This window comes from Kitasatospora sp. NPDC051702, from assembly GCF_040681575.1.
Classification (GTDB): Bacteria; Actinomycetota; Actinomycetes; order Streptomycetales; family Streptomycetaceae; genus Kitasatospora.
In genome coordinates this window covers 173,162-196,421 of record NZ_JBFAZB010000007.1, presented here as the reverse complement: position 1 = coordinate 196,421, position 23,260 = coordinate 173,162, and the positions used below count along the sequence as shown (strand labels likewise).

18 protein-coding genes are annotated in these 23,260 nt (G+C 75.2%); 12 read left to right on the top strand and 6 right to left on the bottom strand.

Annotated elements, in window-relative coordinates; genetic code table 11:
* Positions 1 to 41: 41 nt before the first annotated feature.
* The 9 genes from AB0N04_RS09365 (at position 42) to AB0N04_RS09325 (ending at position 11,148) form a co-directional block, all read left to right on the top strand.
* Positions 42 to 1,214 (top strand): cytochrome P450, encoded by a 1,173-nt coding sequence (locus AB0N04_RS09365; RefSeq protein ID WP_360220051.1) that lies wholly within the window; start codon positions 42 to 44, stop codon positions 1,212 to 1,214.
* The gene (locus AB0N04_RS09360; protein ID WP_360220054.1) at positions 1,211 to 2,140 is read left to right on the top strand and encodes a UbiA family prenyltransferase; all 930 of its coding nucleotides are present in this window, start codon (positions 1,211 to 1,213) and stop codon (positions 2,138 to 2,140) included. The genes AB0N04_RS09365 and AB0N04_RS09360 overlap by 4 nt, the downstream gene beginning before the upstream one ends.
* Positions 2,141 to 2,154: 14 nt before the next feature.
* The gene (locus tag AB0N04_RS09355; RefSeq protein ID WP_360220057.1) at positions 2,155 to 2,997 is read left to right on the top strand and encodes an arylamine N-acetyltransferase; all 843 of its coding nucleotides are present in this window, start codon (positions 2,155 to 2,157) and stop codon (positions 2,995 to 2,997) included.
* Positions 2,998 to 3,090: 93 nt separating this feature from the next.
* Complete coding sequence (locus tag AB0N04_RS09350; RefSeq protein ID WP_360220060.1) at positions 3,091 to 4,101, top strand: diiron oxygenase; 1,011 nt, start codon at positions 3,091 to 3,093, stop codon at positions 4,099 to 4,101.
* Positions 4,102 to 4,163: 62 nt separating this feature from the next.
* Positions 4,164 to 6,278: an aminodeoxychorismate synthase component I gene (pabB, locus tag AB0N04_RS09345; protein WP_363363843.1), complete on the top strand. Its 2,115-nt coding sequence runs from the start codon at positions 4,164 to 4,166 to the stop codon at positions 6,276 to 6,278.
* A gap of 554 nt (positions 6,279 to 6,832) precedes the next feature.
* The gene (locus AB0N04_RS09340; RefSeq protein ID WP_360220066.1) at positions 6,833 to 7,498 is read left to right on the top strand and encodes a response regulator transcription factor; all 666 of its coding nucleotides are present in this window, start codon (positions 6,833 to 6,835) and stop codon (positions 7,496 to 7,498) included.
* Complete coding sequence (locus tag AB0N04_RS09335; protein ID WP_360220069.1) at positions 7,495 to 8,826, top strand: HAMP domain-containing sensor histidine kinase; 1,332 nt, start codon at positions 7,495 to 7,497, stop codon at positions 8,824 to 8,826. The genes AB0N04_RS09340 and AB0N04_RS09335 overlap by 4 nt, the downstream gene beginning before the upstream one ends.
* A gap of 149 nt (positions 8,827 to 8,975) precedes the next feature.
* Positions 8,976 to 10,652, top strand: coding sequence for an alpha/beta hydrolase (locus AB0N04_RS09330; protein WP_360220072.1), 1,677 nt, complete (start codon positions 8,976 to 8,978; stop codon positions 10,650 to 10,652).
* A gap of 127 nt (positions 10,653 to 10,779) precedes the next feature.
* A complete protein-coding gene (locus AB0N04_RS09325; protein ID WP_360220075.1) occupies positions 10,780 to 11,148 on the top strand; it encodes a YciI family protein in 369 nt (122 codons plus the stop codon).
* Positions 11,149 to 11,227: 79 nt separating this feature from the next.
* Here the strand turns inward: AB0N04_RS09325 and AB0N04_RS09320 are convergent, their stop codons facing one another.
* The 4 genes from AB0N04_RS09320 to AB0N04_RS09305 all read right to left on the bottom strand — a co-directional run bounded on the left by AB0N04_RS09320 (position 11,228) and on the right by AB0N04_RS09305 (position 15,162).
* On the bottom strand, positions 11,228 to 11,905 hold the full coding sequence (locus tag AB0N04_RS09320; protein WP_360220078.1) for a response regulator transcription factor: 678 nt from the start codon (positions 11,903 to 11,905) through the stop codon (positions 11,228 to 11,230).
* A complete protein-coding gene (locus AB0N04_RS09315) occupies positions 11,902 to 13,185 on the bottom strand; it encodes a sensor histidine kinase (protein WP_360220081.1) in 1,284 nt (427 codons plus the stop codon). Before AB0N04_RS09315 ends, AB0N04_RS09320 begins: the two co-directional genes overlap by 4 nt.
* A gap of 151 nt (positions 13,186 to 13,336) precedes the next feature.
* Positions 13,337 to 14,185, bottom strand: a complete 849-nt coding sequence (locus AB0N04_RS09310) for an ABC transporter permease (RefSeq protein ID WP_360216229.1) — start codon at positions 14,183 to 14,185, stop codon at positions 13,337 to 13,339.
* Positions 14,182 to 15,162 carry an ATP-binding cassette domain-containing protein gene (locus tag AB0N04_RS09305; RefSeq protein WP_360216226.1) on the bottom strand — a complete coding sequence of 327 codons (981 nt, stop codon included), beginning with the start codon at positions 15,160 to 15,162 and terminating at the stop codon, positions 14,182 to 14,184. The genes AB0N04_RS09310 and AB0N04_RS09305 overlap by 4 nt, the downstream gene beginning before the upstream one ends.
* Positions 15,163 to 15,483: 321 nt before the next feature.
* On the opposite strand from AB0N04_RS09305, the gene AB0N04_RS09300 reads away from it, so the two are divergent.
* Entirely contained in the window at positions 15,484 to 17,298 is a 1,815-nt protein-coding gene (locus AB0N04_RS09300) for an alkaline phosphatase family protein (RefSeq protein WP_360216223.1), read from the top strand.
* Positions 17,299 to 17,449: 151 nt separating this feature from the next.
* On the opposite strand, the gene gap is transcribed toward AB0N04_RS09300, so the two are convergent.
* Together gap and AB0N04_RS09290 are read right to left on the bottom strand one after the other, a co-directional pair.
* Complete coding sequence (gap, locus tag AB0N04_RS09295; RefSeq protein ID WP_360216220.1) at positions 17,450 to 18,448, bottom strand: type I glyceraldehyde-3-phosphate dehydrogenase; 999 nt, start codon at positions 18,446 to 18,448, stop codon at positions 17,450 to 17,452.
* A 201-nt stretch (positions 18,449 to 18,649) separates the two neighbouring features.
* Positions 18,650 to 19,606, bottom strand: coding sequence for a helix-turn-helix domain-containing protein (locus AB0N04_RS09290; RefSeq protein ID WP_360216217.1), 957 nt, complete (start codon positions 19,604 to 19,606; stop codon positions 18,650 to 18,652).
* Between the two features lie 320 nt (positions 19,607 to 19,926).
* Between AB0N04_RS09290 and AB0N04_RS09285 the strand changes: the two genes are divergently transcribed.
* Entirely contained in the window at positions 19,927 to 21,948 is a 2,022-nt protein-coding gene (locus tag AB0N04_RS09285; RefSeq protein ID WP_360216214.1) for a protein kinase, read from the top strand.
* 59 nt (positions 21,949 to 22,007) lie between these two features.
* Positions 22,008 to 22,952, top strand: a complete 945-nt coding sequence (locus AB0N04_RS09280) for a hypothetical protein (protein WP_360216211.1) — start codon at positions 22,008 to 22,010, stop codon at positions 22,950 to 22,952.
* Positions 22,953 to 23,260: the final 308 nt, after the last annotated feature.

Sequence of the window (23,260 nt, the reverse complement as noted above, 5' to 3'; positions counted from 1 at the left end):
GCGGGAGCCGTCACGAGGCCACGACGACATGGAGGTTGTCAGTGAACACCCCTGCTCAATTGCCCTTCGAGCAGACCCATCTGCTGCACGTCGCGCCAGGCCTGCGCGCGCTCCAGTCCCGCGGCGCGGTCCACCGGGTCCGCACCGCCGAGGGGGACGAGGCCTGGCTGGTCACCGGTCACGCCCAGGTGCGGCAGCTGCTGGACGACGACCGGCTCGGCCGCTCCCACCCCGACCCGGAGATCGCGGCCCAGGACAGCGGGTCCGTGCTCCTCGCCAACCTGCTGGGCGACTTCGCCACCGACCACACCCGGCTGCGGGCGGTGCTGGAGCCGCCCTTCGCCCCGGAGCGCATGCAGGTGCTGCGGTCCCACGTCGAGACGCTGACCGAGCGCCTGCTCGACGAGCTGGCCGAGCAGGCGCCCTCCGCGGACCTGCGGCTGGCACTGGCCCTGCCGCTGCCGATCCAGGTGATGTGCGCGTGGCTCGGCGTGCCCCACGAGGACAAGGACCGCTTCGGCGCCTGGACCCAGGACGCCGCCAACGTCCAGGACCGGGACCGCTCCCAGCAGGGGCTGGCCCAGCTGTTCGGCTACTGCCGGAACCTGGTGGCGGAGAAGCGGAAGAACCCCGGCGACGACGTGATCTCCGCGCTGTGCGTGGCCGAGGGCCTCGACGACCGCGAGGTCATCGGGCTGTCCGCGCTGCTGCTGTTCGGCGGTTACGAGACCACGGTGGCCCGGATCGGCACCGGCGCACTGCTGCTGCTCACCAACCCCGAGCAGCGGCAGAGGCTGCTGGACGACCCCGGCCTCGTCCCGGGCGCGGTGGACGAGATCCTGCGGATGTCGATGCCCAACCCGCACAACGGCGGCATGCCGCGCTTCGCGCGGACGGACCTGGAGGTCGACGGCACGACCATCCGGGCCGGCGAGCTGGTGCTGCTGAACATCATCGCGGCCAACCACGACCGGACGGTCTTCGCCGACCCGGAGCGGGTCGACGTCGCCCGGCCGACCGCGGCCAGCCTCACCTTCGGCCACGGCATGTACCACTGCGTCGGTGCGCCGCTGGCCCGGATGCAGCTGCAGGTGGCGCTCGCCCGGCTCATCGAGCGGTTCCCGACCATGCGCCTGGCCGTCGACGTGGCGGAGCTGAGGCTGCGTCACGACACGCTGACCGGCGGGCTGGTCTCGCTCCCGGTGACGTGGTGACCAGCGCCCCGGCGGCGGTGCGCCCCGCCAGAGCCCCGGGCCTCTGCGCGCGCCTGGTCGGGAGGAGTCCCGAGCCGCTGCGCGCCTACCTCCTCCTGATGCGTCTGCACGCACCCACCGGTGTCGTGCTGTACCTGCTGCCCGGGCTGTGGAGCCTCTCCCTCGCCTCCGGGCGGCGGCCGGACCTCCTGGCGGTGGCACTCCTCGCGGTCGCGGCCGTCCTGGTGCGCGGTGCGAGCTGCGCGGTCAACGACGTCGTCGACCGGGACATCGACGCCAAGGTCGCCCGCACGGCGTCGCGTCCGGTCGCGGCGGGGACGATCGGCGTCGGCAGGGCGCTGCTGTTCTCCGCCGCGCAGGCCGCGGCCTCGCTGGCCGTCCTGGCGCTGGTGAACGGCGCCACGGCCCTGGTCGTGGCGGCCTCCTACCCGCTGCTCGTCGCGTACCCCTACACGAAGCGCGTGTTCCCGTGGCCCTCGGCCTGGCTGGCGCTGGTGATCAACGCCTACGTGCTGGCCGGGTGGACGGCGGTGACCGGGCGGCTCGACTTCCCGCCGGCCGTGTTCGGCCTCTACGCCTGCGGGTTCTTCTGGACCCTGTTCCACGACACGGTCTACTCCCACCAGGACAAGGAGTACGACCGGAGCATCGGCGTCAGGTCCTCCGCCCTGATGTTCGGCGAGTCCAGCAAGGCCTGGCTGGCCGTCTTCATCGCGCTGAGCGTCGCCGGCGCGCTCTGGGCCGGAGCCGAGGCGGGGACGGGCTGGGCCTACCACGTGCTCGTCGTGCTCGCCGGGCTGCTGCTGGCCCACCAGGTCGTCCGGGTGGACCTGGACGATCCGGCGTCCTGCTGGGACACCTTCGTCACCAACCGCTACTTCGGCTGGATCGTCCTCGCGGCGACGATCGCCGGACAGTTCACCTGACCGGGGGGATACGCATGACGGATTCGATGTGGCAGGGCGCCGGCGTCGACCTGGACGCCTACCTGGCCCGCGTGGGGTACCGGGCCGACGTGGCCCCCGACCTCGCCACGCTGCGCGGCCTGCACGCCGCGCACGTCGAGGCGATCGCCTTCGAGAACCTCGACGTGCTGCTCGGGCGGCCGGTGCCGCTGGACCTGGACAGCGTCCAGGAGAAGATCGTGCGGCGCGGCCGCGGCGGCCTCTGCATGGAACAGGTCGTCCTGGCGGCGGCGGTGCTGGACCGGATCGGGTTCACCTTCTCGGCGCTCGCGACGAGGTCCCGGATCCGCACCGGGCACAAGACCGGCCCCGCCGTCCACGTCGCCCTGTGCGTCGAGCTGGACGGCGAACGCTGGCTCCACGACGTGAGCTTCGGCGGCTACGGGCTGTACGAGCCGATCCGCCTCGTCGACACCTCGACGCTGGACGGCGACTGGCCGTTCGACCTGGTGCGGGAGCCGAACGGCGAGCACGTCCTGCGGTTCCTGCGGCCCGAGGGCCCGTCGGAGCTCTACGGCTTCACCACGGACGCGCGCTACCCGGCGGACTTCGAGGTGCTCAACCACTTCTGTCTCAGCCACCCGCGCTCACCGTTCAACAAGCGGCTGATCCTCCAGCGCACGCGGCCCGCGGTGCGGCACGTCCTCATCGGCAGCACCCTCACGGAGCTGCGGCCCGGCAAGCCGGCGACCTCCCGCGAGCTGGACCAGGACGAGCTGCTCGCCGCTCCCGCGGAGGTCTTCGGACTCACCCTGGACCCGGCCGACGTGCAGTCCCTCAAGGTGCTGGAGGGCCCGGCGGCGGCCGGCCGCCCCTGACCCGGACCGAGCGGAGCCCCCTGACCCGGACCGAGCGTCCCTCCGGCCCGTCCGCGGGCCGGGGGCGCGATCTTAAGGACCACCATGGATGAGATGCCGAACGACGCGGAATCCGGAGCGTTCTCCCTGGCGGAACGGCTGCGGTCGCTCCCGGGGCACGATCCGGAGGACGCGGTGGAGAACGCCGTCCTCAGCAGGCTCGCCGACAACTGGGACCGCCGCGCCACCGTCCGGCGGCGGGGCGAGACCCTGGACGACGTGTTCGAGCCCGACCGGCCGGACTTCCCGGTGGCGCTGCTGCCCTTCCGGGACCACCCCACCTACCTCGGGCTCGACGACGAGCTCAAGTCCCGGATCCTGGCGTGGGGTTGGGTGGCGTTCAACAAGAACGTCATGGACATCGAGCAGTGCGTCGTCAACCCCGGGTTCGCCCTGATCGCCAAGGGCGCCTTCGCGACGGGCCTGGACGACGCCATGGTCCTCGCGGTGACGCAGGCCATGGTCGACGAGCAGTACCACACGCTGATGCACCTGAACGCCAGCGCCGTGACGCGCCGCCGGCGCGGCTGGCGGATGCCCGAGTCCGCGCTCCCGCTCGGCCACAAGACGCGCCGGCACGCCCACCGGCTCGCCACCGCCGGGACACCCCGGAAGCAGGCACTGGTCTCGCTCGCCTTCACCACGGTCGCGGAGATCTCGATCAACGCCCACCTGGACCTGATCGCCGAGGACCACGAGATCCAGCCGGTCAACCGCCTGACGGCCGTCCTGCACAACCGTGACGAGTACTGCCACGCCTCGATCACGGACACCGTCGTCCAGGAGGTGTGGAAGCGCCTGGACGCCGGGGAGCGCGACTACTTCCTGACCGCGATGGCCGACGGGATGGAGGCCTTCGCCGCCCACGACTTCACCACCTGGGCGAGGGTCCTGGACCTGCTCGGGGTGGAGGGACGGGAAGGGATGCTCCGGGACGTCAGGAGCGCCGCCGGCGCCGGCCGGCTGCTCCAGGACTTCAGCGGGCTGCGCACCCTGTGCGAGGAGCTGGACGTCCTCGACTCCGTCCCCTTCGACTTCTCGACGGTGCGGACCGGGGCCCCGTAGGGCCCGTCCGGAACGACCGCGCGCCCCCTCTTCCGCCTCCGACGATCACCTGGTGTCAGCCCATGCGCGTCCTGCTCATCGACAACTACGATTCCTACACCTACAACCTGTACCAGCTCCTCGCGGAGGTGTACGGCATCGCGCCCGTCGTCGTACGGAACGACGCCTCCGCGTGGGACCACCTCGATCCGGACGGCTTCGACGCCGCGGTCATCTCGCCCGGGCCCGGCCACCCGGCCGTCCCCCGTGACTTCGGGCGCTCCCGCGACGTCCTGGAGCACACCCGGCTGCCGGTGCTGGGCGTCTGCCTCGGGCACCAGGGGATGGGACTCCTCTCGGCCGCGCGGGTCGTCCCGGCCCCGCAGCCCCGGCACGGGTACCTGTCCACGATCCGGCACAGCGGCGACGGTCTCTTCGCCGGCATCCCGCAGGACTTCACGGCCGTGCGCTACCACTCGCTGAGCATCGCCGAACCCGCGCCCGACCACCTGCGGATCACCGCGCGCGCCGAGGACGGCGTGGTCATGGGCCTGGCCCACCGGGACCGGCCCTGGTGGGGGGTGCAGTTCCACCCCGAGTCGATCTGCACGGAGTACGGGGCCCGCCTCGTGGCGAACTTCCGCGACCTGGCGCTCGGCCGGGCCGCCGCCACCGCCGTCGGCGCAGCCCCTGCCCCCGCCGTCGGCGCGGCCACCCGCGCCGTCGACCCGCCCGCGCGCGTCGCGCCGACGGCCGCGCCCGCCGCCCGACTCCGGGTGCAGGTCGGCGTCCTGGAACGGGCCGTCGACACCGAGGCCGCCTTCCTGGCCCTGTACGGCGCCGGCGAACGCGCCTTCTGGCTCGACAGCTCGCACGTCGAACCCGGCCTGGCCCGGTTCTCCTTCCTCGGCTCCGCCGACGCGCCCGGGGCCGAGCTGCTCAGCTACCGGGTGGAGGACGGCCACGTCCGGGTGGAACCCGCGGGAGGCGCCCCCCGCACCGAGAGCGGCACCATCTTCGACGCCCTCGACCGGCGCACCGGCCGCGTCGTCGACGGCGCCGAGGAGCTGCCCTTCGACTTCGCCGGTGGCTACGTCGGCTACTTCGGCTACGAGTTGAAGGCCGACCTCGGTGCCGAACGCGCCCACCGGGCGGCCACCCCGGACGCGGTGTGGCTGCAGGCCGACCGCTTCGTCGCCGTGGACCACGCCGAGGACCGGACCTACGTCGTCGCTGTCCACGGCCCGCAGGAGTCGGCCGCCGCCCGGGAGTGGATCGGCACCGCCGCCGCCGCCCTGGGCGCCCTGCCCGCGGCGCAGCCGGACGCGACCCCGCGGCCCCGCGCCGAGGACCACGACGCGTCGAGGCGGCTGGTCCGCCCGCGCACCCGGTACCTGGCCGACATCCGCGAGTGCGACCGGCGGCTGAGGGAGGGCGTGAGCTACGAGATCTGCCTCACCAACAAGCTCCGGCTGCCCGCGCCGGCCAACGACCTCGCCTACTACCGGCGCCTGCGCCGGCTCAACCCCGCGCCGTACGCCGCGTTCCTGCGCCTCGGCGAGGTCACCGTCCTCAGCTCCTCACCCGAGCGGTTCCTCAAGGTGGACGCCGCCCGCACGGTGGAGACCAAGCCGATCAAGGGCACGGCGCCCCGCCACCCGGACCCGCGCACCGACGACGAGCGGCGCCGCTCCCTGCAGATGGACCCCAAGACGCGCGCCGAGAACCTGATGATCGTGGACCTGCTCCGCAACGACCTCGGGCGGATCTGCGAGATCGGCAGCGTCGACGTCCCGGCGCTGATGGTGACGGAGTCGTACGCCACCGTGCACCAGCTGGTCTCCACCGTCACCGGGGAGCTGCGCGGAGGTACCTCCGCCGTGGACGCCGTCCGGGCCTGCTTCCCCGGCGGATCCATGACCGGAGCGCCGAAGCTGCGCACCATGGAGATCATCGACGCCCTGGAGGGGGAGGCCCGCGGGGTCTACTCCGGCGCCCTCGGGTTCCTCGGGTACACCGGGACCACCGACCTCAGCATCACCATCCGCACCGCCGTCAGCCACGACGGCGAGCTGACGATCGGTGCGGGCGGCGCCATCGTGCTCGACTCCGACCCCGTCGCGGAGTACGAGGAGATGCTGCTCAAGGCCGAGGCGACCCTGCGGGCCCTGCCGAAGGCGAGGGTCCCCGGCTCCTGACCGCCGGGCCCGGGACACGGGCGGCCCGGCGGGGACCGGAGCGGGACGCAGCCGCGCCGTCTCAGCAAATCCTCAGGCCCCGACGGCGAGGCTCACGGCATGCAGCAGCAACGGGCGCGACGGCGACGGCGTGGAACGGGCGGCACGGCACGGGGCGCTCCGCCGGCGCTCCGACGGGCGGCCGCCGCCGTCCTGGCGGTGGCCGCGCTGCTGGCGGTGGCGGTCGCGGCCAGGACGGTGGCCGCCGAACCGAGGCCGCGGAAGACCTTCTGCCGGCACCTCGCGGAGTCGGCGCACTGGCGGTCGGCGATGCCCCGGTGCCGCCGCGCCCCCGGGCCGCCGCCCGGGCGGTCTGCGCGGGCCTCATCGAATCCTCAGGATCGGGCTGGGATGCTCGTGGACGTCGACGGCGGCGCCCTCCTGATCCCCCACGGAGAGGGCGCCGCCTCGGCGTTCCCCGTCGGCGCCCCGGCTACCGGCGCGGGGCGGTGGTGAGCGCGGAGCGGGGACGGCCGCCGGCGGCTCCGCCCCAGGTCACGGCTATCCTGACCGGCATGCGAGTGCTGGTGGTGGAGGACGACGAGGACCTGCGGTTCGCCGTGGCCGCAGCCCTGCGCGGCAGCGGCCTGGCCGTCGACGAGGCCGCGGACCTGCCCGCCGCCGACGAGGCGCTGTTCGTCACCGCCTACGACTGCGTCGTCCTCGACCGGATGCTTCCGGCCGGCGACTCCGCGGACTACGTGCGCCGGATGCGGGCCGACGGCCGGACGGTACCGGTGCTCTTCCTGACCGCCCGGGACACCGTCGCCGACCGGGTCGAGGGCTTCGCGACCGGCGGGGACGACTACCTGGTCAAGCCCTTCGCCGTGCCCGAACTGGTGGCGCGGGTACGGAACCTGTGCCGGCGCACCGCCGTCGCCCGCCCGCCCGTGGTCCGCTGCGGGGACCTGGAGATCGACACGGCCCGCCGCACGGTGCACCGCGCCGGCGTGCTGCTCTCGCTCACCACCAAGGAGTTCGCCGTCCTGGAGACCCTCGCCACCCGGCCCGGCCAGGCGGTGCGGCGCACGGACCTCGTCGAGCGGTGCTGGGACGAGCTGACCGAGCCCAACTCCAACGTGGTCGAGGTGCTGATCTCCCAGCTGCGCCGCAAGCTCGGCGACCCGCCCGTGATCCACACCGCGCGGGGCGTCGGGTACCGGCTGGAGGCGGAGGCGTGAGACCGGACCGGGCCGGCGGCGCTCCGGTCCGGCGCCGCCGGCTCCGCCCCGGCCCGGCCGACCGGCCGCCGCCGACCCCGGCCGGCCGGATCCGCCGGCTGCGGCGGCGCATCGCCCTGCTCTTCGCCCTCGTCAGCGCGCTCGGCCTGATCGGGATGACGGTCATCGCCGTGCACGCGGACGACTCCTCCTGGCGCTCGCAGGTCGACGCCGATCTCAAGCTCCGGACCAGCGAGTTCGCCGCCGACCTGCACTACGACGAGCAGGGCGCCGTGGAGTACCCCGACCCCAGGGAGGGCACGTACGACTGCCCGCCGGTGACGGTGTTCACCGGCTCCGGCGGGAACCTGACCCCGGCGGCCTCCCCGCACCGGCCCTGCCTCACGGTGCCCGCCGCCGCCCTCCAGGCGGCCGCCACCGGGGCCGGCCGCGAGGGGGACCTCGTGCTGACCACCGTCACGGCCCCGGACGGTCACCCGCTGCGGCTGTCCGCCCAGCCGTTCGGCGGCCCCGCGGTGGAGGCCGCGGACGTCGTCGTGGTCACCGCCGTCGACGTCGCCAAGAACGTCGAGGACCACGACCGGATGACCCTGCTGCTCACCGCCGTCTGCGCCGTCCTGGTGGCCGTCTCAGCACTCGCCGGGCGCTGGCTCGCCGGGCGGGCCGTTCGGCCGGCGCTGGCCGCGATCGAGCAGCAGGAGGCGTTCTTCGCGGACGCCGCCCACGACCTGCGCACCCCCGTCGCCTCGCTGCGGCTGCTCGCCGAGACCGGCCTGCGCGGCGAGGCAGAGAGCACCGAGATCATGCGCCGCACGCTGCGCCAGTCCACCCGGATGAGCGAGCTGGTCGACGACCTGCTCACCCGGGCCCGGCTGATGGCCGGCGCCGTCCCGCTGGACCGCGAGCCGCTGCGGCTCGACCAGCTCGTCGACGCCGTCGTCGCCGACACCCCGGCGGACGGTCACCGGGTGGCCGTCCGGGCCGAGCCGGTGGTCGTGCTCGCCGACGCCGGACTGCTGCGCCGCGCCGTCGCCAACCTGCTGGGCAACGCGCTCGCCCACGGCCACGCCCCGGGCGAGCCGGCCGACGTCGAGATCACCGTCGGCGCGGGCGGCACCGTCGCCGTCGACGACGCGGGGCCGGGCATCCCGCCCGAGCTGGCGAAGTCGCTGTTCGAACGCTTCCGCAGCGGCGCCGGGTCGAGCGGGCTGGGCCTGTCCATCGCCGCCTGGGTGGCGCATGCCCACGGCGGTTCGCTCACCGTGGCGCGCGGCGCCCGGGGCGGGGCCCGGTTCCTGCTGCACGTCCCCGTCCAGAAGCGGCCCTGAGCCCGGGCACCGTGCGCCGTCGGGCCCGTGCGCCCGGGGGCCGGTCCGTGGTGCGTCCGGGCGGCGGCCGTCCTCACCAGAACCTCAGGTCACCTCGGCCATGCTCCTGTCCCGTACCGAGAACCCGCGACAGGACGGACGACAGAACAGTGCACGGATCCGACCGGCGCCCCCGCACCCCGGAGCCTCCGACGACCGCCGTCCGCCTCGGCGCCCTGGCCGTGGCCCTGACCGCGCTGGCCGCCACCGCGCTCGTCGGCTGCGAACCGGCCCCGCCCGGTGCGCCGGGCGCGGCCGTCGCCGCGGTCCAGCCGCCGCCCGCCGCCGATCCGGCCGACCAGCCCGCGCTCTGGGCCTTCTACCGGCAGAAGCCGACCTGGACGGCCTGCGGCGACCTGCAGTGCGCCACCCTGAGCGTCCCGATGGACTACGCCCGGCCGCAGGACGGCAGGACCTTCACCCTGCCGCTGATCCGCGCCGTCGCCACCGACCCGGCCCGGCGCACCGGCTCACTGGTCTTCAACCCCGGCGGCCCCGGCGGCTCGGGCGTGCAGCACCTGAGCTCGGGCGGGCTGGACTCCTTCGGCACGGCGGCCCGGGCGCACTTCGACATCGTCGGTTTCGACCCCCGCGGCGTCGCCGGCAGCCGGCCCGCCGTGGACTGCACCGGCCCCGACGACGCGCCCGACCAGGGCCAGGGAACCGCGGACGCGCCCGCCGTGCCGCTCTACCCGCGCACCGACGCCGAACGCCGGGCCGCGCTCGCGGACGCCGACCGCAGCACCGCGGCCTGCGCCTCCCGCAGCGGCCCGATCCTGCCGCACGTCGGCACCCTGGACGCCGCCCGGGACCTCGACGTGCTCCGGGCGGCCCTCGGCGACGAGCGGCTGACCTACCTCGGCTGGTCCTACGGCACCTACCTGGGCACCGTCTACGCCGAGCAGTTCCCGCGCCGGGTCCGCGCCCTGGTGCTCGACGGCGCCGTTGACCCGTCCCTGGACTGGCGGCAGCGGATCCTCAGCCAGGGCCGGGGGTTCCGCAAGGCCGTCGACGACTACGCCGAGAACTGCTCGGTGGTCGTGAAGAAGGCCTGCCCCGAGGCGACGCCGGACGGCATCCGCCGACTGGTCGAGGAGCTGTACGCCAAGGCGGCCGGCCACGCCCTGCGCGTCAAGGGCGGCTCCGAACCCCTCGACGAGTCCGTCCTGCTGGCCGCCGTCACCCTGTCGATGTACTCGCCCGAGTCCCAGTGGCAGGAGCTCTCCGAGGCGCTGACCGCCGCCCGCGCGGGCGACGGAGCCAAGCTCGCCGCGATCGCCGGGCAGGACGCCCCGGCGGAGGACGGGGGCACCGACGGCGCCGGGGACGTCGTGGCCGCAGGCGGGGCCGGAGAGCCGGCGGGGGAGCAGCCCCGCGACAACGGCGCCGACGTCCTGAGCGCCGTCAACTGCCTCGACGTGCCCCACCCCACCGACCCCCGGGCGTACTGGGACCTCCTCGACGAGGCCTACCGCGACTCCGGCGTCTACGGTGCCTCCGTGGTGCTCGCCGACCTCGGCTGCCGCACCTGGCCGGCCGGTTCGCAGCAGCCGCACCGGGTCTCGGCCGAGGGACTGCCGCCGGTCCTGGTCGTCGGCACCACCGGCGACGCCCCGACCCCCTACGCGGAGGCGCAGAGCCTCGCCGCCCAACTGCCCGGCGGCATGCTGCTCACCAACCGGGGCCTGGGCCACACCGCCTACGGGCGCGGCAACCAGTGCGTCACCGACGCCGTGGACGGCTACCTCGTGGACCTCAGGCCGGTCCCCGCCGGGACTGCCTGCTGACGGCCCGCCCGGCTCACCCGGCCGGTGCGCCGGCCGGTTCGCCGGGCCCGCCGGAGCGTCACCCGGCCCGACCTCCGCCCGCCCCGACCGCCGGACGCGACGGGCGCCGTGGTGGGACCATCGGGGGATGAAGTACCTGGTCCTGATGTACGCAGACCCGGCGGCGACCGAGGCGATGACCGACCGGCAGCGGGCCGAGGTGTTCCAGCGGCACGGCGACCTCCACCGCGACCTGGAGGGCACCGGCGAGATGCTCAACGGCGCGGGGCTCGCCCATCCGCGGGACACCACCACCCTCCGGTGGCAGCAGGACGGCGCCCCGGTCGCGGCGGACGGCCCGTTCACGGCGGGGCAGCTGCAGCTGACGGCCTACCACGTGCTCGAGTGCGCGAGCCCGGAGCGGGCCCGGGAGATCGCGGAACGCGTCCTGGACTTCCACGTGGTGGCGGTCGAGGTGCGACCCGTGCACGACGCGTTCGGGATGACCGGGGACTGAGCCCGTCGGCGACGCCGGCCCGGGCACGGTGGGCGCGTGGGTCACCTCGACGAGCGGCATTCCCACACCTCGGGCCCGGTCAGAGCGGCGGGTTGGGACGGGTCAGGCCGAGGTCGTAGGCGAAGATCACGGCCTGGACGCGGTCCCGGGCCCCGATCTTGGCGAGCACCCGGCTGACGTGGGTCTTGACCGTGGACTCCGCGAGCACCAGGCGCTCGGCGATCTCGCCGTTGCTCCAGCCCCGGGCGACGGCGACGAGGATCTCCCGTTCGCGGTCGGTCAGGGCGTCCAGCCGGGCGTCGTCGGCCGGGCCGGCCCCCGCCGGGCGGACCGGCAGGTGGTGGGCGTAGGCGTCGAGCAGCCGGCGGGTGACGGCGGGTGCGACGACGGCGTCGCCGCCGGCCACCGCGCGGATGCCCGCGAGCAGTTCCTCGGGGCGGGCGTCCTTGAGGAGGAAGCCGCTGGCACCGGCGCGCAGCGCGGCATGGGCGTACTCGTCGAGGTCGAAGGTGGTGAGGACGAGGATCCGCGAGCGGCCGCCCGCGGCGACGATCTGACGGGTGGCCTCGATGCCGTCCATGCCGGGCATCCGGATGTCCATGAGGACGACGTCGGGCCGCAGGTCGGCGGTCAGCCGGACGGCCTCGGCGCCGTGGGCGGCCTCGCCGACGACCTGGGTGTCCGGCTGGCTCTCCAACAGCATGCGGAAGCCGTACCGCTGCAGCGGCTGGTCGTCCACGATGAGGACGGTGGTCACGTCGGGCCGCCTGTCGGGTCGGGGGTGAGGTCGAGCACGGCCTCCACGGTCCATCCTGCACCAGGGCCGGGCCCGGCGGTGACGGTGCCGCCGTAGAGGGCGGCGCGTTCGCGCATGCCCGCGAGCCCGTGGCCCTCGGTGCCCGGGCGCGTGGGCGGGGCCGCGTCGCCGGGCGGCCCGTCGTCCCGGACCCTGATCCGCAGCCGGCCCGACTCGGCGCTCACCGACACGTGTGCCCTGGTGTCCGGGCCGGCGTGCCGCAGCGTGTTGGTGAGGGCCTCCTGGACGATCCGGTAGGCCATCAACTGGACACCGCGGTCCAGGTGTTCCAGCTCGCCGGCCGCGGTGTACACGATGCGGGGCCCGGCCGCGCGGGTGCGCGCGCACAGCCCGTCGATGTCGGCGATGCCCGGCTGCGGGGTGAACTCGGCGCCCCGCTCGCCCTGGTCGCGGAGCACGCCGAGCATGCGCCGCAGCTCGCCCAGCGCCTGCCGGCTGGTCTCGCCGATCAGCAGCAGCGCCTCGCGGCCCCGCTCCGGGGAGGCCTGGGCCGCGTACGCGCCGCCGTCGGCCAGGGTGACGATCACGGACAGGTTGTGGCCGATGATGTCGTGCATCTCGCGGGCCACCTTGGTGCGCTCGGTGGCCGCGGCGAGTCGGCTGCGCTGGTCGCGTTCGATCTCCAGCCGCGCGGCGCGCTCGCGCAGCCCGGCGAGCTGGGCGCGCCGGATGCGTACGGCGATGCCGAGGGCGACGGCGGCCGTCGCCGCACTGAACAGGAAGAACAGGGCGTCCCCGAGGGAGACGCCGGAGGACAGCTCGACGGCGACGAGGACCAGCGCGCCGGCCGTCGCGCCACAGGCCCAGGCCAGCTTCCGCAGGCTGCCGTGCAGGGCGAGGCTGTAGAGGGCGACGAACAGGGCGGCGTCCGCGCGCAGCGCCGCGCCGAGCGACCACTGCAGCACGAACACGGCCATGATCGCCGCGAAGGAGGCGGCGGGCCGGCGCCGGCGCCACAGCAGCGGCAGGACCAGCCCGATCTGGAGGGCCAGCACGGCCGGCAGGGGCAGGTGGGTGAAGACGATCCGGTGCTCGTGCGGGCCGTCGCCGTCGCCGTGGAACGGGCCCGCGCCGCCGCCGCGGACGAGGTCGGGCACGCAGAACAGGACGAAGGCCACCGCGACCACGGCGGTGTCCAGGACCCACGGATGGTCGCGGTCCGCCAGCCGGACGCGCTGGCCGAACCGGCCCAGCGGGCCGAACAGCGGGTGGGCCGACAGGGGGTCGGCGACCGGCGCCGGGGCGCCGGCGTGGAGGTGGCTCACGGGTGTCACCTGTCCATCGTGGCGTGGGGCCCGCCCTCCGACTGCGGGGGGCGGGCCCTGGGCCGGTGCGGCGGCGGGGGCTCCCGCCGCCGCACCGCGGGGGAGTTCACGCGTCGCTGCGCACCAGGCGGACGGCGGCGCCGGCCAGGGCGAGCACCGTCCAGCCGAGGAAGACGAGCAGTCCGGCGGTCGGCGAGAGGGTGGTCGAGTCGTGGTGCAGGGCGAACATCGCCTCGCCGGCGTGGCTGGGCAGGTAGGGGCTGAGGTGGCTCTGCCAGGAGGTCGGCAGCAGCGAGGTCAGACCCGGGACCAGCATCAGCGAGGCGACCAGGACGGCGATGCCGCCCGCCACCGACCGCAGCAGCGCGCCCAGGGCGACCCCGATCACCCCGACCAGGGCGAGGTAGAACCCCGCGCCGAAGAGGCCGCGGACCACACCCGGGTCGGAGATCGTCATCGCCGCGCGGGTGCTCGCCAGGATGCCGCTGTCGGCGAGGAAGACGGCGAACACGCCCGCGGTGCCGAGCAGCAGGGCGATCACGCCGAACACCGCGGCCTTGGACCACAGCACCGGCAGGCGGCGCGGCACGGCGGCCAGGGTCGAGCGGATCATGCCGGTGGAGTACTCGCCGGCGGCGACCAGCACGCCCAGCACGCCGAGCGCCAGCTGCGCGAAGTTGGTGCCGAACAGCGACAGGCTCAGGGCGCTCGCCGAGGCGAAGTCCCGGTCCATCGGGCGGCCGGAGGTGATCCTCGACTTGAACTGGACGGCGGCGATCAGCCCGAAGCCGACGAGGAACAGCAGGGCCAGGCCGAGGGTGATCCAGGTGGAGCGCAGCGACCACAGCTTCGCCCACTCGGAGCGCAGCACCCGGGCGGCCGTCACCCGGTGGACGGGGCGTGCGGGGCGCGCGCCGGCGGGTGCGGAGGTCTTGCTCGGTGCGATGGTGCTCATGCCGCACTCCTCGCGGTCTCGGCGCCGGCCTCGTCGCCGGCGGTGGTGCCGGTGCCGGCGGTGCGGCCGGTGGTGGAGCCGTGGTACTCCACGGCGTCCCTGGTCAGGTCCATGAAGGCCTCCTCGAGGGAGACCGTGCGGGGCGTCAGTTCGAACAGGGCGATGCCGTGCTCGGCGGCGGTGAGGCCGATCTCGCGGGCCGTGCGGCCGGTGACGAGGAGCTCCTCGGTGCCCGAGCGGCCGGTCACCTCGACGCCGGGCCCGGCCAGGGCCGAGCGCAGCCGGGCCGGGTCGGCGCTGGCGACCTTGACGGCGTCCCCGCCGGCCTGGCGGACCAGCTCCTGCACGGTGGTGTCGGCCAGCAGCCGCCCGCGCCCGACGATGATCAGGTGGTCGGCGACGAGGGCGACCTCGCTCATCAGGTGGGAGGAGACGAAGACGGTGCGGCCCTCGGCGGCGAGGGAGGTGAGGAGGTTGCGGATCCAGAGCACGCCCTCCGGGTCGAGGCCGTTGACCGGCTCGTCCAGCATCACCGTCGCCGGGTCGCCGAGCAGGGCGGAGGCGATGCCGAGCCGCTGGCCCATGCCGAGCGAGAACGCCCCGGCGCGCTTGCGCGCCACCGAGGTGAGGCCGGTCAGCTCGACGACCTCCTCGACCCGGCGGCGGGGGATGCCGTGGGTGTGGGCCTGCGCCATCAGGTGGTTGAACGCCGAGCGCCCGGGGTGGATCGACCGGGCCTCCAGCAGGGCGCCGACCTCCTGCAGCGGCGCGGCGTGCTCGGCGTAGCGGCGGCCGTTGACGCGCACCGAACCGCTGGTCGGCGCGTCCAGTCCGACGATCATCCGCATCGTGGTGGACTTGCCCGCGCCGTTGGGCCCGAGGAAGCCCGTCACCGTGCCCGGCCGGACGGTGAAGTCCAGCCGGTCGACGGCCGTCTTCTCGCCGTACCGCTTCGTCAGCTGGTGCGCCTCGATCATCGCTCACCCCTGTGCTCCGGGGCCGGACCGTCCCGGCCGCCCTCACCGTCCACGCTAGGCGCCGGGGCGGCCCGATCCGTGGTACCCGGGGGCTGATCACCCCCAGGCGGGTAGTACCGCGGTACCACGCATGGTGCGCCCTCCGGGTGGTCGGGCCGGCCCGCGCCGTGCCCCGGCCGGTCGGCGGTACCGAAGTTGTCTGGTCAAGTTCGGCCGGAGTTCGCCCGGGAGCCCTTCCCACGGACGGCCCGGACCGGTAGCTATGTGCAGCCGGTCGCGCACGCCCCGGCACCACCCTCACCCAAGCTACGAGGTATCCCCATGCGACTGCGCCGGAGCGCCCTCGGCGGGCTGCTCGCCACCCTCCCCCTCGTCGGCGCGCTGGTCGTCGCCGCCCCCGTCACCGCCACCGCGGCCGGGAGCAGCGGCAACCTGATCGTCAACGGCGACGCGGAGGCCGGCGGCTACTGCACCAGCGACTGGAGCGCCGCCACCACCGTCCCCGGCTGGACGGTCCAGGCCGGCGGCACCGACGTCATGTGCCACTCGGTGGCCTCCATCGGCCTGCCCACCGACGGCAACACGCCCGGCCGGGCCTTCTTCGGCCCCGGCAACTTCGGGGACGGCGCGATGGCGCAGACCGTCGACGTCTCCTCCGCGGCCGCCGCCGTCGACGGCGGCGGCGTGCACTACAACCTCTCGGGCTGGCTGGGCGGTTGGGCCGCCTACAGCGGCTACGTCGCCGTCAGCCTGCACTTCCACGACGCCGCCGGGCGCCCGCTCGGCGCCGCCGCCACGCTGCCCACGGTCTCCGCGACCGACCGCGGCCTGAGCACCCGGTTCCTCTCCCGCAGCACCACCGGGGCCGTCCCCGCCGGGACGCGCTCGATCCAGGTCGAGGTCCAGTTCCTGTCCAGCTCGAACGAGACCGGCTACCTCGACGACCTCTCGCTCACCCTCGACACCCCGGTCGCCGCACCCGCGCCGCTCACCCCGCCCGCGTCCGCGGTGCCCGGCTACGACCACGTGTTCACCGTCATGATGGAGAACACCGACTACGCCCAGATCATGAACGACCCCGCGGACACGCCGTTCATCCACGGCCTGATGGCCCAGGGCGCCACCCTCACCGACGCCCACGGCGTCTACCACCCCAGCGACGAGAACTACCTCGCCGTCGCCGGCGGCGACACCTACACCAAGGGCGCCACCTACTGGCCCAACATCAACTCCCCGCAGCGCAACCTCGGTGACACCCTGGAGGAGGCCGGCAAGACCTGGAAGGCCTACGAACAGGGCATGGGCACGCCCTGCAACACCACCAAGGCCTACGACAGCTCCTACATGCCGGACGACGCGCCGTTCATCAACTACACCGACATCAGCGGCAACCCGGCCCGCTGCGCGGCGCACCTCTTCGACACCACGCAGCTGACCACCGACCTGCAGTCGGCGGCCACCACGCCGAACTTCTCCTGGATCGCCGCCGACGACTACTACGACGGCGAGGGCTCCGGCAACGGCAGCGCCACCAGCCTCAGGGTGCAGGACGGCTGGCTGAAGCAGACCCTCGCCCCCGTGCTGTCCTCCCCGGCCTGGACCCAGCAGCGCTCCCTGCTCGTCCTCACCTGGGACGAGAGCGAGAGCGAGGGCTACAACCACCTCGCCACCGTCCTCGTCGGCTCGCGGGGCACCGTCCCGGCCGGCACCAGCAGCCCGCTGCACTACGACCACTACGGCATCGGCCGCACCATCGAGGCCGCCCTCGGCCTGCCCGGGCTCACCGGCAACGACACCTACGCCACGCCGCTCAACGCCGCCTTCGCGCCCTCCGGGGCGACCGGGCCGACCCTCACCGGAGACCTGAACGCCGTGGCCAACGGCGGCAACCTCACCCTGCGCTACGCCCTGCCGAACGCCTCCCAGGCCGGCCCGAAGAACTGGGTCGGCGTCTACCCGGCGGGCGTCACCCCGGGCTCGCGCTCCTCGCTGACCTGGTCCTACGCGCCGAACCAGAGCGGTGCCGTCACCCTCTCCACCGGCAAGCTGAGCGGTGCGGGCCGGTACGACGCGTACTACCTGGCCAACGACGGGTACTCGGTGCTGGCGGGGCCCTTCACGGTGACGGTCGGCTGACGCGGGACGGCCGTCGGGGCCGGGGCCACGTGGTGGCACCCGGCCCCGACGGCGGGTTCGGTCGTGCGCTGCTGCGCTCGTGCGGTGCTGGGTTCCGGCGGGCTCGTGGGCGCGTCCGGCCGCGGGCGCAGTTGCGGGTCCAGCCGCGGGTTCAGCTGCGGGCGAGGAGCTCCAGGGTGTCGACGACGCGGTTGGAGAAGCCCCACTCGTTGTCGTACCAGGCGACGACCTTGACGTGGCGTCCGTGCACCCGGGTCAGCGCGGCGTCGAAGATCGAGGACGCCGGCTGGCCGGTGATGTCGGAGGACACCAGCGGCTCGTCCGAGTAGTCCAGGATGCCCTTGAGACGGCCGTCGGCGGCCCCCCGGTAGGCGTCCAGGACCTGCTCCAGCGTCACCTCGCGGGAGACCGTGGTGTTCAGCTCCACCAGGGAGCCGACCGGGACGGGCACCCGGATCGAGTCGCCCGACAGCTTGCCGTCCAGGGTCGGCAGCACCAGGCCGATCGCCTTCGCCGCACCGGTGCTGGTGGGCACGATGTTGACCCCGGCGGCCCGGGCGCGGCGCATGTCGCGGTGCGGGCCGTCCTGGAGGTTCTGCTCCTGGGTGTAGGCGTGGACGGTGGTCATGAAGCCGTGCTCGATGCCGGCCAGGTCGTCCAGCACGGAGGCCAGCGGAGCCAGCGCGTTGGTGGTGCACGACGCGTTGGACACGATCACGTGCTCGGCCGGGTCGTACGCGTCGGTGTTGACGCCGTAGGCCAGCGTGACGTCCGCGCCGTCCGAGGGGGCGCTCACCAGGACGCGCTTGGCACCGGCGGTCAGGTGGGCGCGGGCGGCGTCGGCGGCGGTGAAGCGGCCGGTGGCCTCCAGCACGAGATCCACGCCCAGCTCCGCCCAGGGCAGCGCGGCCGGGTCGCGCTCGGCGAGCACCGCGATGCGGTGGCCGTCCACCACCAGGTCGGTGCCGTCGACGGAGACGGAGCGGCCGAGGCGGCCGAGCGCGCTGTCGAACTTGAGCAGGTGGGCCAGCGCGTCGGGGGCGGTGAGGTCGTTGACGGCAACCACCTCGAGGTCGCTGCCGCGCTCCAGCAGGGCGCGCAGGGTGTTGCGTCCGATGCGGCCGAAACCGTTGATCGCGATGCGGGTCACGGGGGGTTCCCTTCGTTCCGTTCGTGCTGCCACCTCGTCGGTGCACCCCCATCCTCTGCACCGGGCACCGGGCCCGACAGGGGCCGGATCGACACGCTCCGCAAGGATCCCGCCAAGCCGGTGGCGGCCCGCCCGGTCGCGCTGACCTGCGCCGACCCGCAGACGCGCTGACGCCTTGACCCGCCGACCACGCCGTGGCGGTCAGGGCGTCCGGGCGGCGAAGGTGTGCCGGTACTCCGTGGGCGAGGTCCCGAGGATGCGCTGGAAGTGCAGGCGCAGATTGGCCCCCGTCCCCAGCCCGACCCGGTCGGCGACCTGCTCGACCCCGAGGTCGGTGCGCTCCAGCAGCTCGCGCGCCAGGTCCACCCGGGCCCGTAGCACCCACTGCATCGGCGTGTAGCCGGTGTCCTGCACGAACCGCCGGGAGAAGGTCCGCTCCGAGACCCGGGCGATCCGGGCCAGCCCCTCCAGCGTCAGCGGCTCCGACAGGTGCGCCAGCGCCCACTCCCGGGTGCCCGCGAACAGGTCCCCCAGCGGCTCGGGCACGCTGCGCGGCACGTACTGGGCCTGCCCGCCGCTGCGGTACGGGGCCGCCACCAGGCGCCGCGCCGTGTGGTTGGACAGCCCGACGCCGTGGTCGCGCCGCACCAGGTGCAGGCACAGGTCGATCCCGGACGCCGCCCCCGCCGAGGTCAGCACGTCGCCCTCGTCGACGAACAGGACGTTCTCGTCCACCGACACCAGCGGGTGCTGCTCGGCCAGCGCCCTGGTGTAGTGCCAGTGCGTCGTCGCCTTGCGGCCGTCGAGCAGGCCGGTGGCCGCCAGGGCGAACGCCCCCGTCGAGATCGCCGCCAGCCGTGCCCCCCGTTCGTGGGCGGCCACCAGCGCCAGGACGACCTCCTCCGGCGGCCGGGTGCCCGCAGGGTCCCGGTAGCCGGGCACGAACACCGTGTCGGCCCACGCCAGCGCCTCCAGCCCGTCGGCCACGTGGTACGCCAGCCCGTCCCCGCCGGTCACCAGCCCGGGCCGCGCCCCGCACACCCGGACCTCGTAGGGCATGCTCGGCCGGCGGGAGAACACCTGCGCCGGGATGCCGACGTCCAGCGGTTTCGCGCCCTCCAGCACCAGTACGGCCACCCGGTGCCTCGCGTGCCCCATCGGACTCCTCCCGTTCCCGTTCCGTGCCCGGGGTGGCTCGGGTGCCACCCATCGCAAGCATCCTGCCACCGCGGGGCCGGCCGCCACCGCCCGGCCGACCCGCCGCCCGCGGACCGGTCGCACGGACGAACGACTGGCGGGGTGTGCGAATCACCCGCGGCGCGACCACCCGCCCCGGAGGGCCCGGAACGCGGTGTTTGCGGGCCGTGTCGCCACCGGCCGCCGCGGTGTCGTAGGGTGCGGCGCCGCGGGGCCACGCCGGGACGGACGGTGGGCAGCCGAAGGACGGCGAGTGGGCAGGAACGGGGAGAGCACCGACGATGGACGAGCGGACGCAGCAGGACGACAGACCCGACGGCGGGAGCGGTCCCGAGGCCGCCGCGGGCGGGACCTCCGAGGCCCCCGCCGCCACGGGTGGCACGGCCACGGTTCCGGTCGCCGTGAACGACCCGGCCACGGCTCCGGCCCCCGCCGAGAGCGACACCCCGGCCGAGGGCGCGCCGTCGACCGTCCCCACCCCCGCCCCCGTCGAGGACGCCCGCCCCTGGGAGCTCCCGGACTACCTCCACGAGCGCGAGCTCGGCGCCGGGGCCAGCGGACGCGTGGTGCTCGCCCACCACCGGGAGACCGGCACCCCCGTCGCCATCAAGTACCTCCACGACCGGATCGGCACGCCCGCGCTGCGCGCCGAGGCCGAGGTGCTCGCCCAGGTCGACTCCCCGCACGTCACCCGGCTCTACGAGTACGTCGAGGGGGAGCAGGGCTCGGCCATCGTGATGGAGCTGGTCGACGGCATCGCGCTGCGCGACCTGCTGCGTGCCGAGGGCGCCACCACCCCCGAGGCCGCCCTGGTCGTCCTGAAGGGCTCCCTGCTGGGCCTGGCCGCCGCGCACGAGGCCGGCGTGGTGCACCGGGACTACAAGCCCGCCAACGTCCTCGTCGACGCGGCCGGCGTCTCCAAGCTCGTCGACTTCGGCATCGCCGTCCCCAGCGGCGCCGACCGCGACGTCTCCGGCACGCCCGCCTACATGCCGCCCGAGCAGTGGGCGGGCCGGCCCGCCTCCCCGGCCGGGGACGTGTACGCCGCGACCGTCACCTTCTTCGAGTGCCTCACCGGCGCCCGCCCCTACGGCGGCACCACGATCGCCGAACTCGCCGTCCAGCACACCGAGGCGCCGATCCCCGCCGAGCTGGCGCCCGACCCCGTCCGACCGCTCATCCTGGCGGGCCTGGCCAAGGACCCGGAGTCCCGCCCGGACAGCGCGGCCGTGTTCGTCCGCGAGCTGGAGGCGGTCGCCGCGGCCGGCTACGGGGCCGACTGGGAGGAGCGGGGCCGCCTCGACCTGCTGGCACTGCTCGCCCTGCTCGCGGCACTGCTGCCCGCCGGCGGAGCCGCGCCCGGCGGCACCTCGCTCGCCCACACCTCGCTGGGCCCGCAGGCCTCCGCGGGCTCGCAGAGCGGCGCGCTCGGCGCCGACCTCGCCCTCGGGGCGGGGGCGGCCCGGGGCCTGCTGCGCAAGGTCCCGCCGCGCCGGGGCAAGGTCCTCGTCGGGGTCGCGGCCGGAGCCGTCACCCTGGCCACGCTGGCCGGCCTCGCCGTCGCCGGGGCCACCGACGGCGACGCCCGGACGCCCGTCGGCGCGGCCTCCCCGGAGGCGACCACCAGCCTGGGCCCGCAGCAGCCGACGGGTGCCGCCGCCCCGACACCGAGCGGCGACGGCGCCACGGCGAGCCCGACGCCCTCCGCCCCGACGACCGCGCCCACCTCGCCCACGGCCACCCCGAGCGGCCCCGGCGGCAGCCCGGTCGCCGCACCGACGGCCAAGGCGCCCACGGCCCCCGCGGCACCGGCTCCCTCCGGGCCCGGCCTGCCGCCGGCGCCGTCCACCCCCGCCGGGGCTCCCACCCCGCCGCCCGCCGGGCCGGCGCCGACCCCGGCCGCGCCCACCGCGACCACGGCCGCGCCGTCGCCCGTCGTCGTCCCGCCCAGCCCCAGCCCGACCGTCGCCCCCGTGCTGAAGGTCACTTCGGTCAACCTCAACTCCCTGACCTGCAGCGGCCGGTGGAGCCTCACCGCGAACGTCACGGTGACGGCCCAGGGCGGCGGCAGCGGGACGCTGACGCTCAGCTGGTACCACAGCTCGGGCGGCCGCGCCGTCACCGTCGCGACGGACACCGTGACGGTCCAGAACGGCACCGCCACCATCACCCGGGCGCACGACTTCGGCTCGGCCGACACCTTCCCGACCTGGGGCGTGCGCGTCGCGACCAGCCCGGCGGCGGCCAAGGCGGGCACCACCTCCAACGAGACGGCCGCCTTCCTCTGCGACCCGCCCCGCTGACCCGCCCGCCCGTCCCCTCGCCGACTGCCCCATCCCGTTCGTCCTGTTCTGGAGAAGCCATGCCCACGCCCCGCCCCGACTCCGCCCCCGACCCGGGCGCCGAGCAGACCGTCGCCCTCGGTCCGGGCGCCGGCGAGGCCACCGTCCGGCTCTCCCCGGACGCGGAGGCCACCGTGCGCCTCGCGGACAAGGCGCCCGCCGAGGTGCGGTCCGGGGCGGAGGCCGCCAGCGCGACCTTCCTGGACCCCCGCGCCTGGGGTGGCGACGAGGAGGCCGTGGAGACCGTCACCCTCCCCGGGGCCGCGGCCGAGACGGCATCCGAGCCCGAGAGCGCGACCTTCCTCGACCCCCGCTCCTGGGGCGGCGCCGAACGGACGGGGGAGACCGCCACCCTGGCGGAGGCCGACCCGAAGGCGGGGGAGACCGCCACCCTCCCCGACCCCCACGACCCCGCCGACGAGCCCGGCCGCACCGTCGAGGCCGCCACCCCGGCGGAGGAGATCCCCTTCGCTCCAGGTGAGTTGCGCCGCTTCGGCCCCGGCGTCCCGCCGCGCGCCGCCGCGGTGTGGCACGGCCAGACGACCCCGGAGGCCGAGCAGCCGCGGCGCCGCCGGGTGTGGCGCTGGCTGGCCCCGCTGCTCGTCCTCCTCCTGGTGCTCGCGGCCTTCCTCTTCTGGCGGCAGCTGCGCACCCCGGCCCTGGCCGTCACCGGAGTCTCCGTCACCACCGACCCGGCCGGGCCCGGCTGCGGCGGCACCGCGGTGGTCACGGCCTCGGTGGCGACCAATGGCGGCACCGGCACCCTCCGCTACCGCTGGGTGCGCAGCGACGGCACCACCTCGGACGAGATCGCCCAGGACGTCCGATCCGGCGCGCACCACACCGACCTGGTCCTGCGCTGGACCTTCGACGGCCAGGGCTCCCTCCAGGCCACCGCCACCCTGGAGCTCCTCGCCCCGGAGACCCGGACCGCCACGGCGTCCTTCCCCTACCACTGCGCCTGACCGCCCGTAGGCGCCCACCGCACACGTGGACGCACCGAGCCGCCCGGTCCACACGGACCGGGCGGCTCGGGCCGCGCTCCGCCCCTCCCCCGAGAGGGCGGAACGCGTGCCGGACACGGCCAGGAGTCCGGCGACACCTGACCGGTCCGGAGGTCACCCCCCGTTCAGGAGGTGACGGCTGAGGGGCCGCCGGTGAACCCGGCCCGGTCCGTTCGCCGTGTCAGTGGGCGGCGATGGCGCCGCCGGGGATTTCGGCCCAGGCGTTGCTCCAGCGGCCGGCGGTGTAGTCGGCGTCCATGGTGTAGACG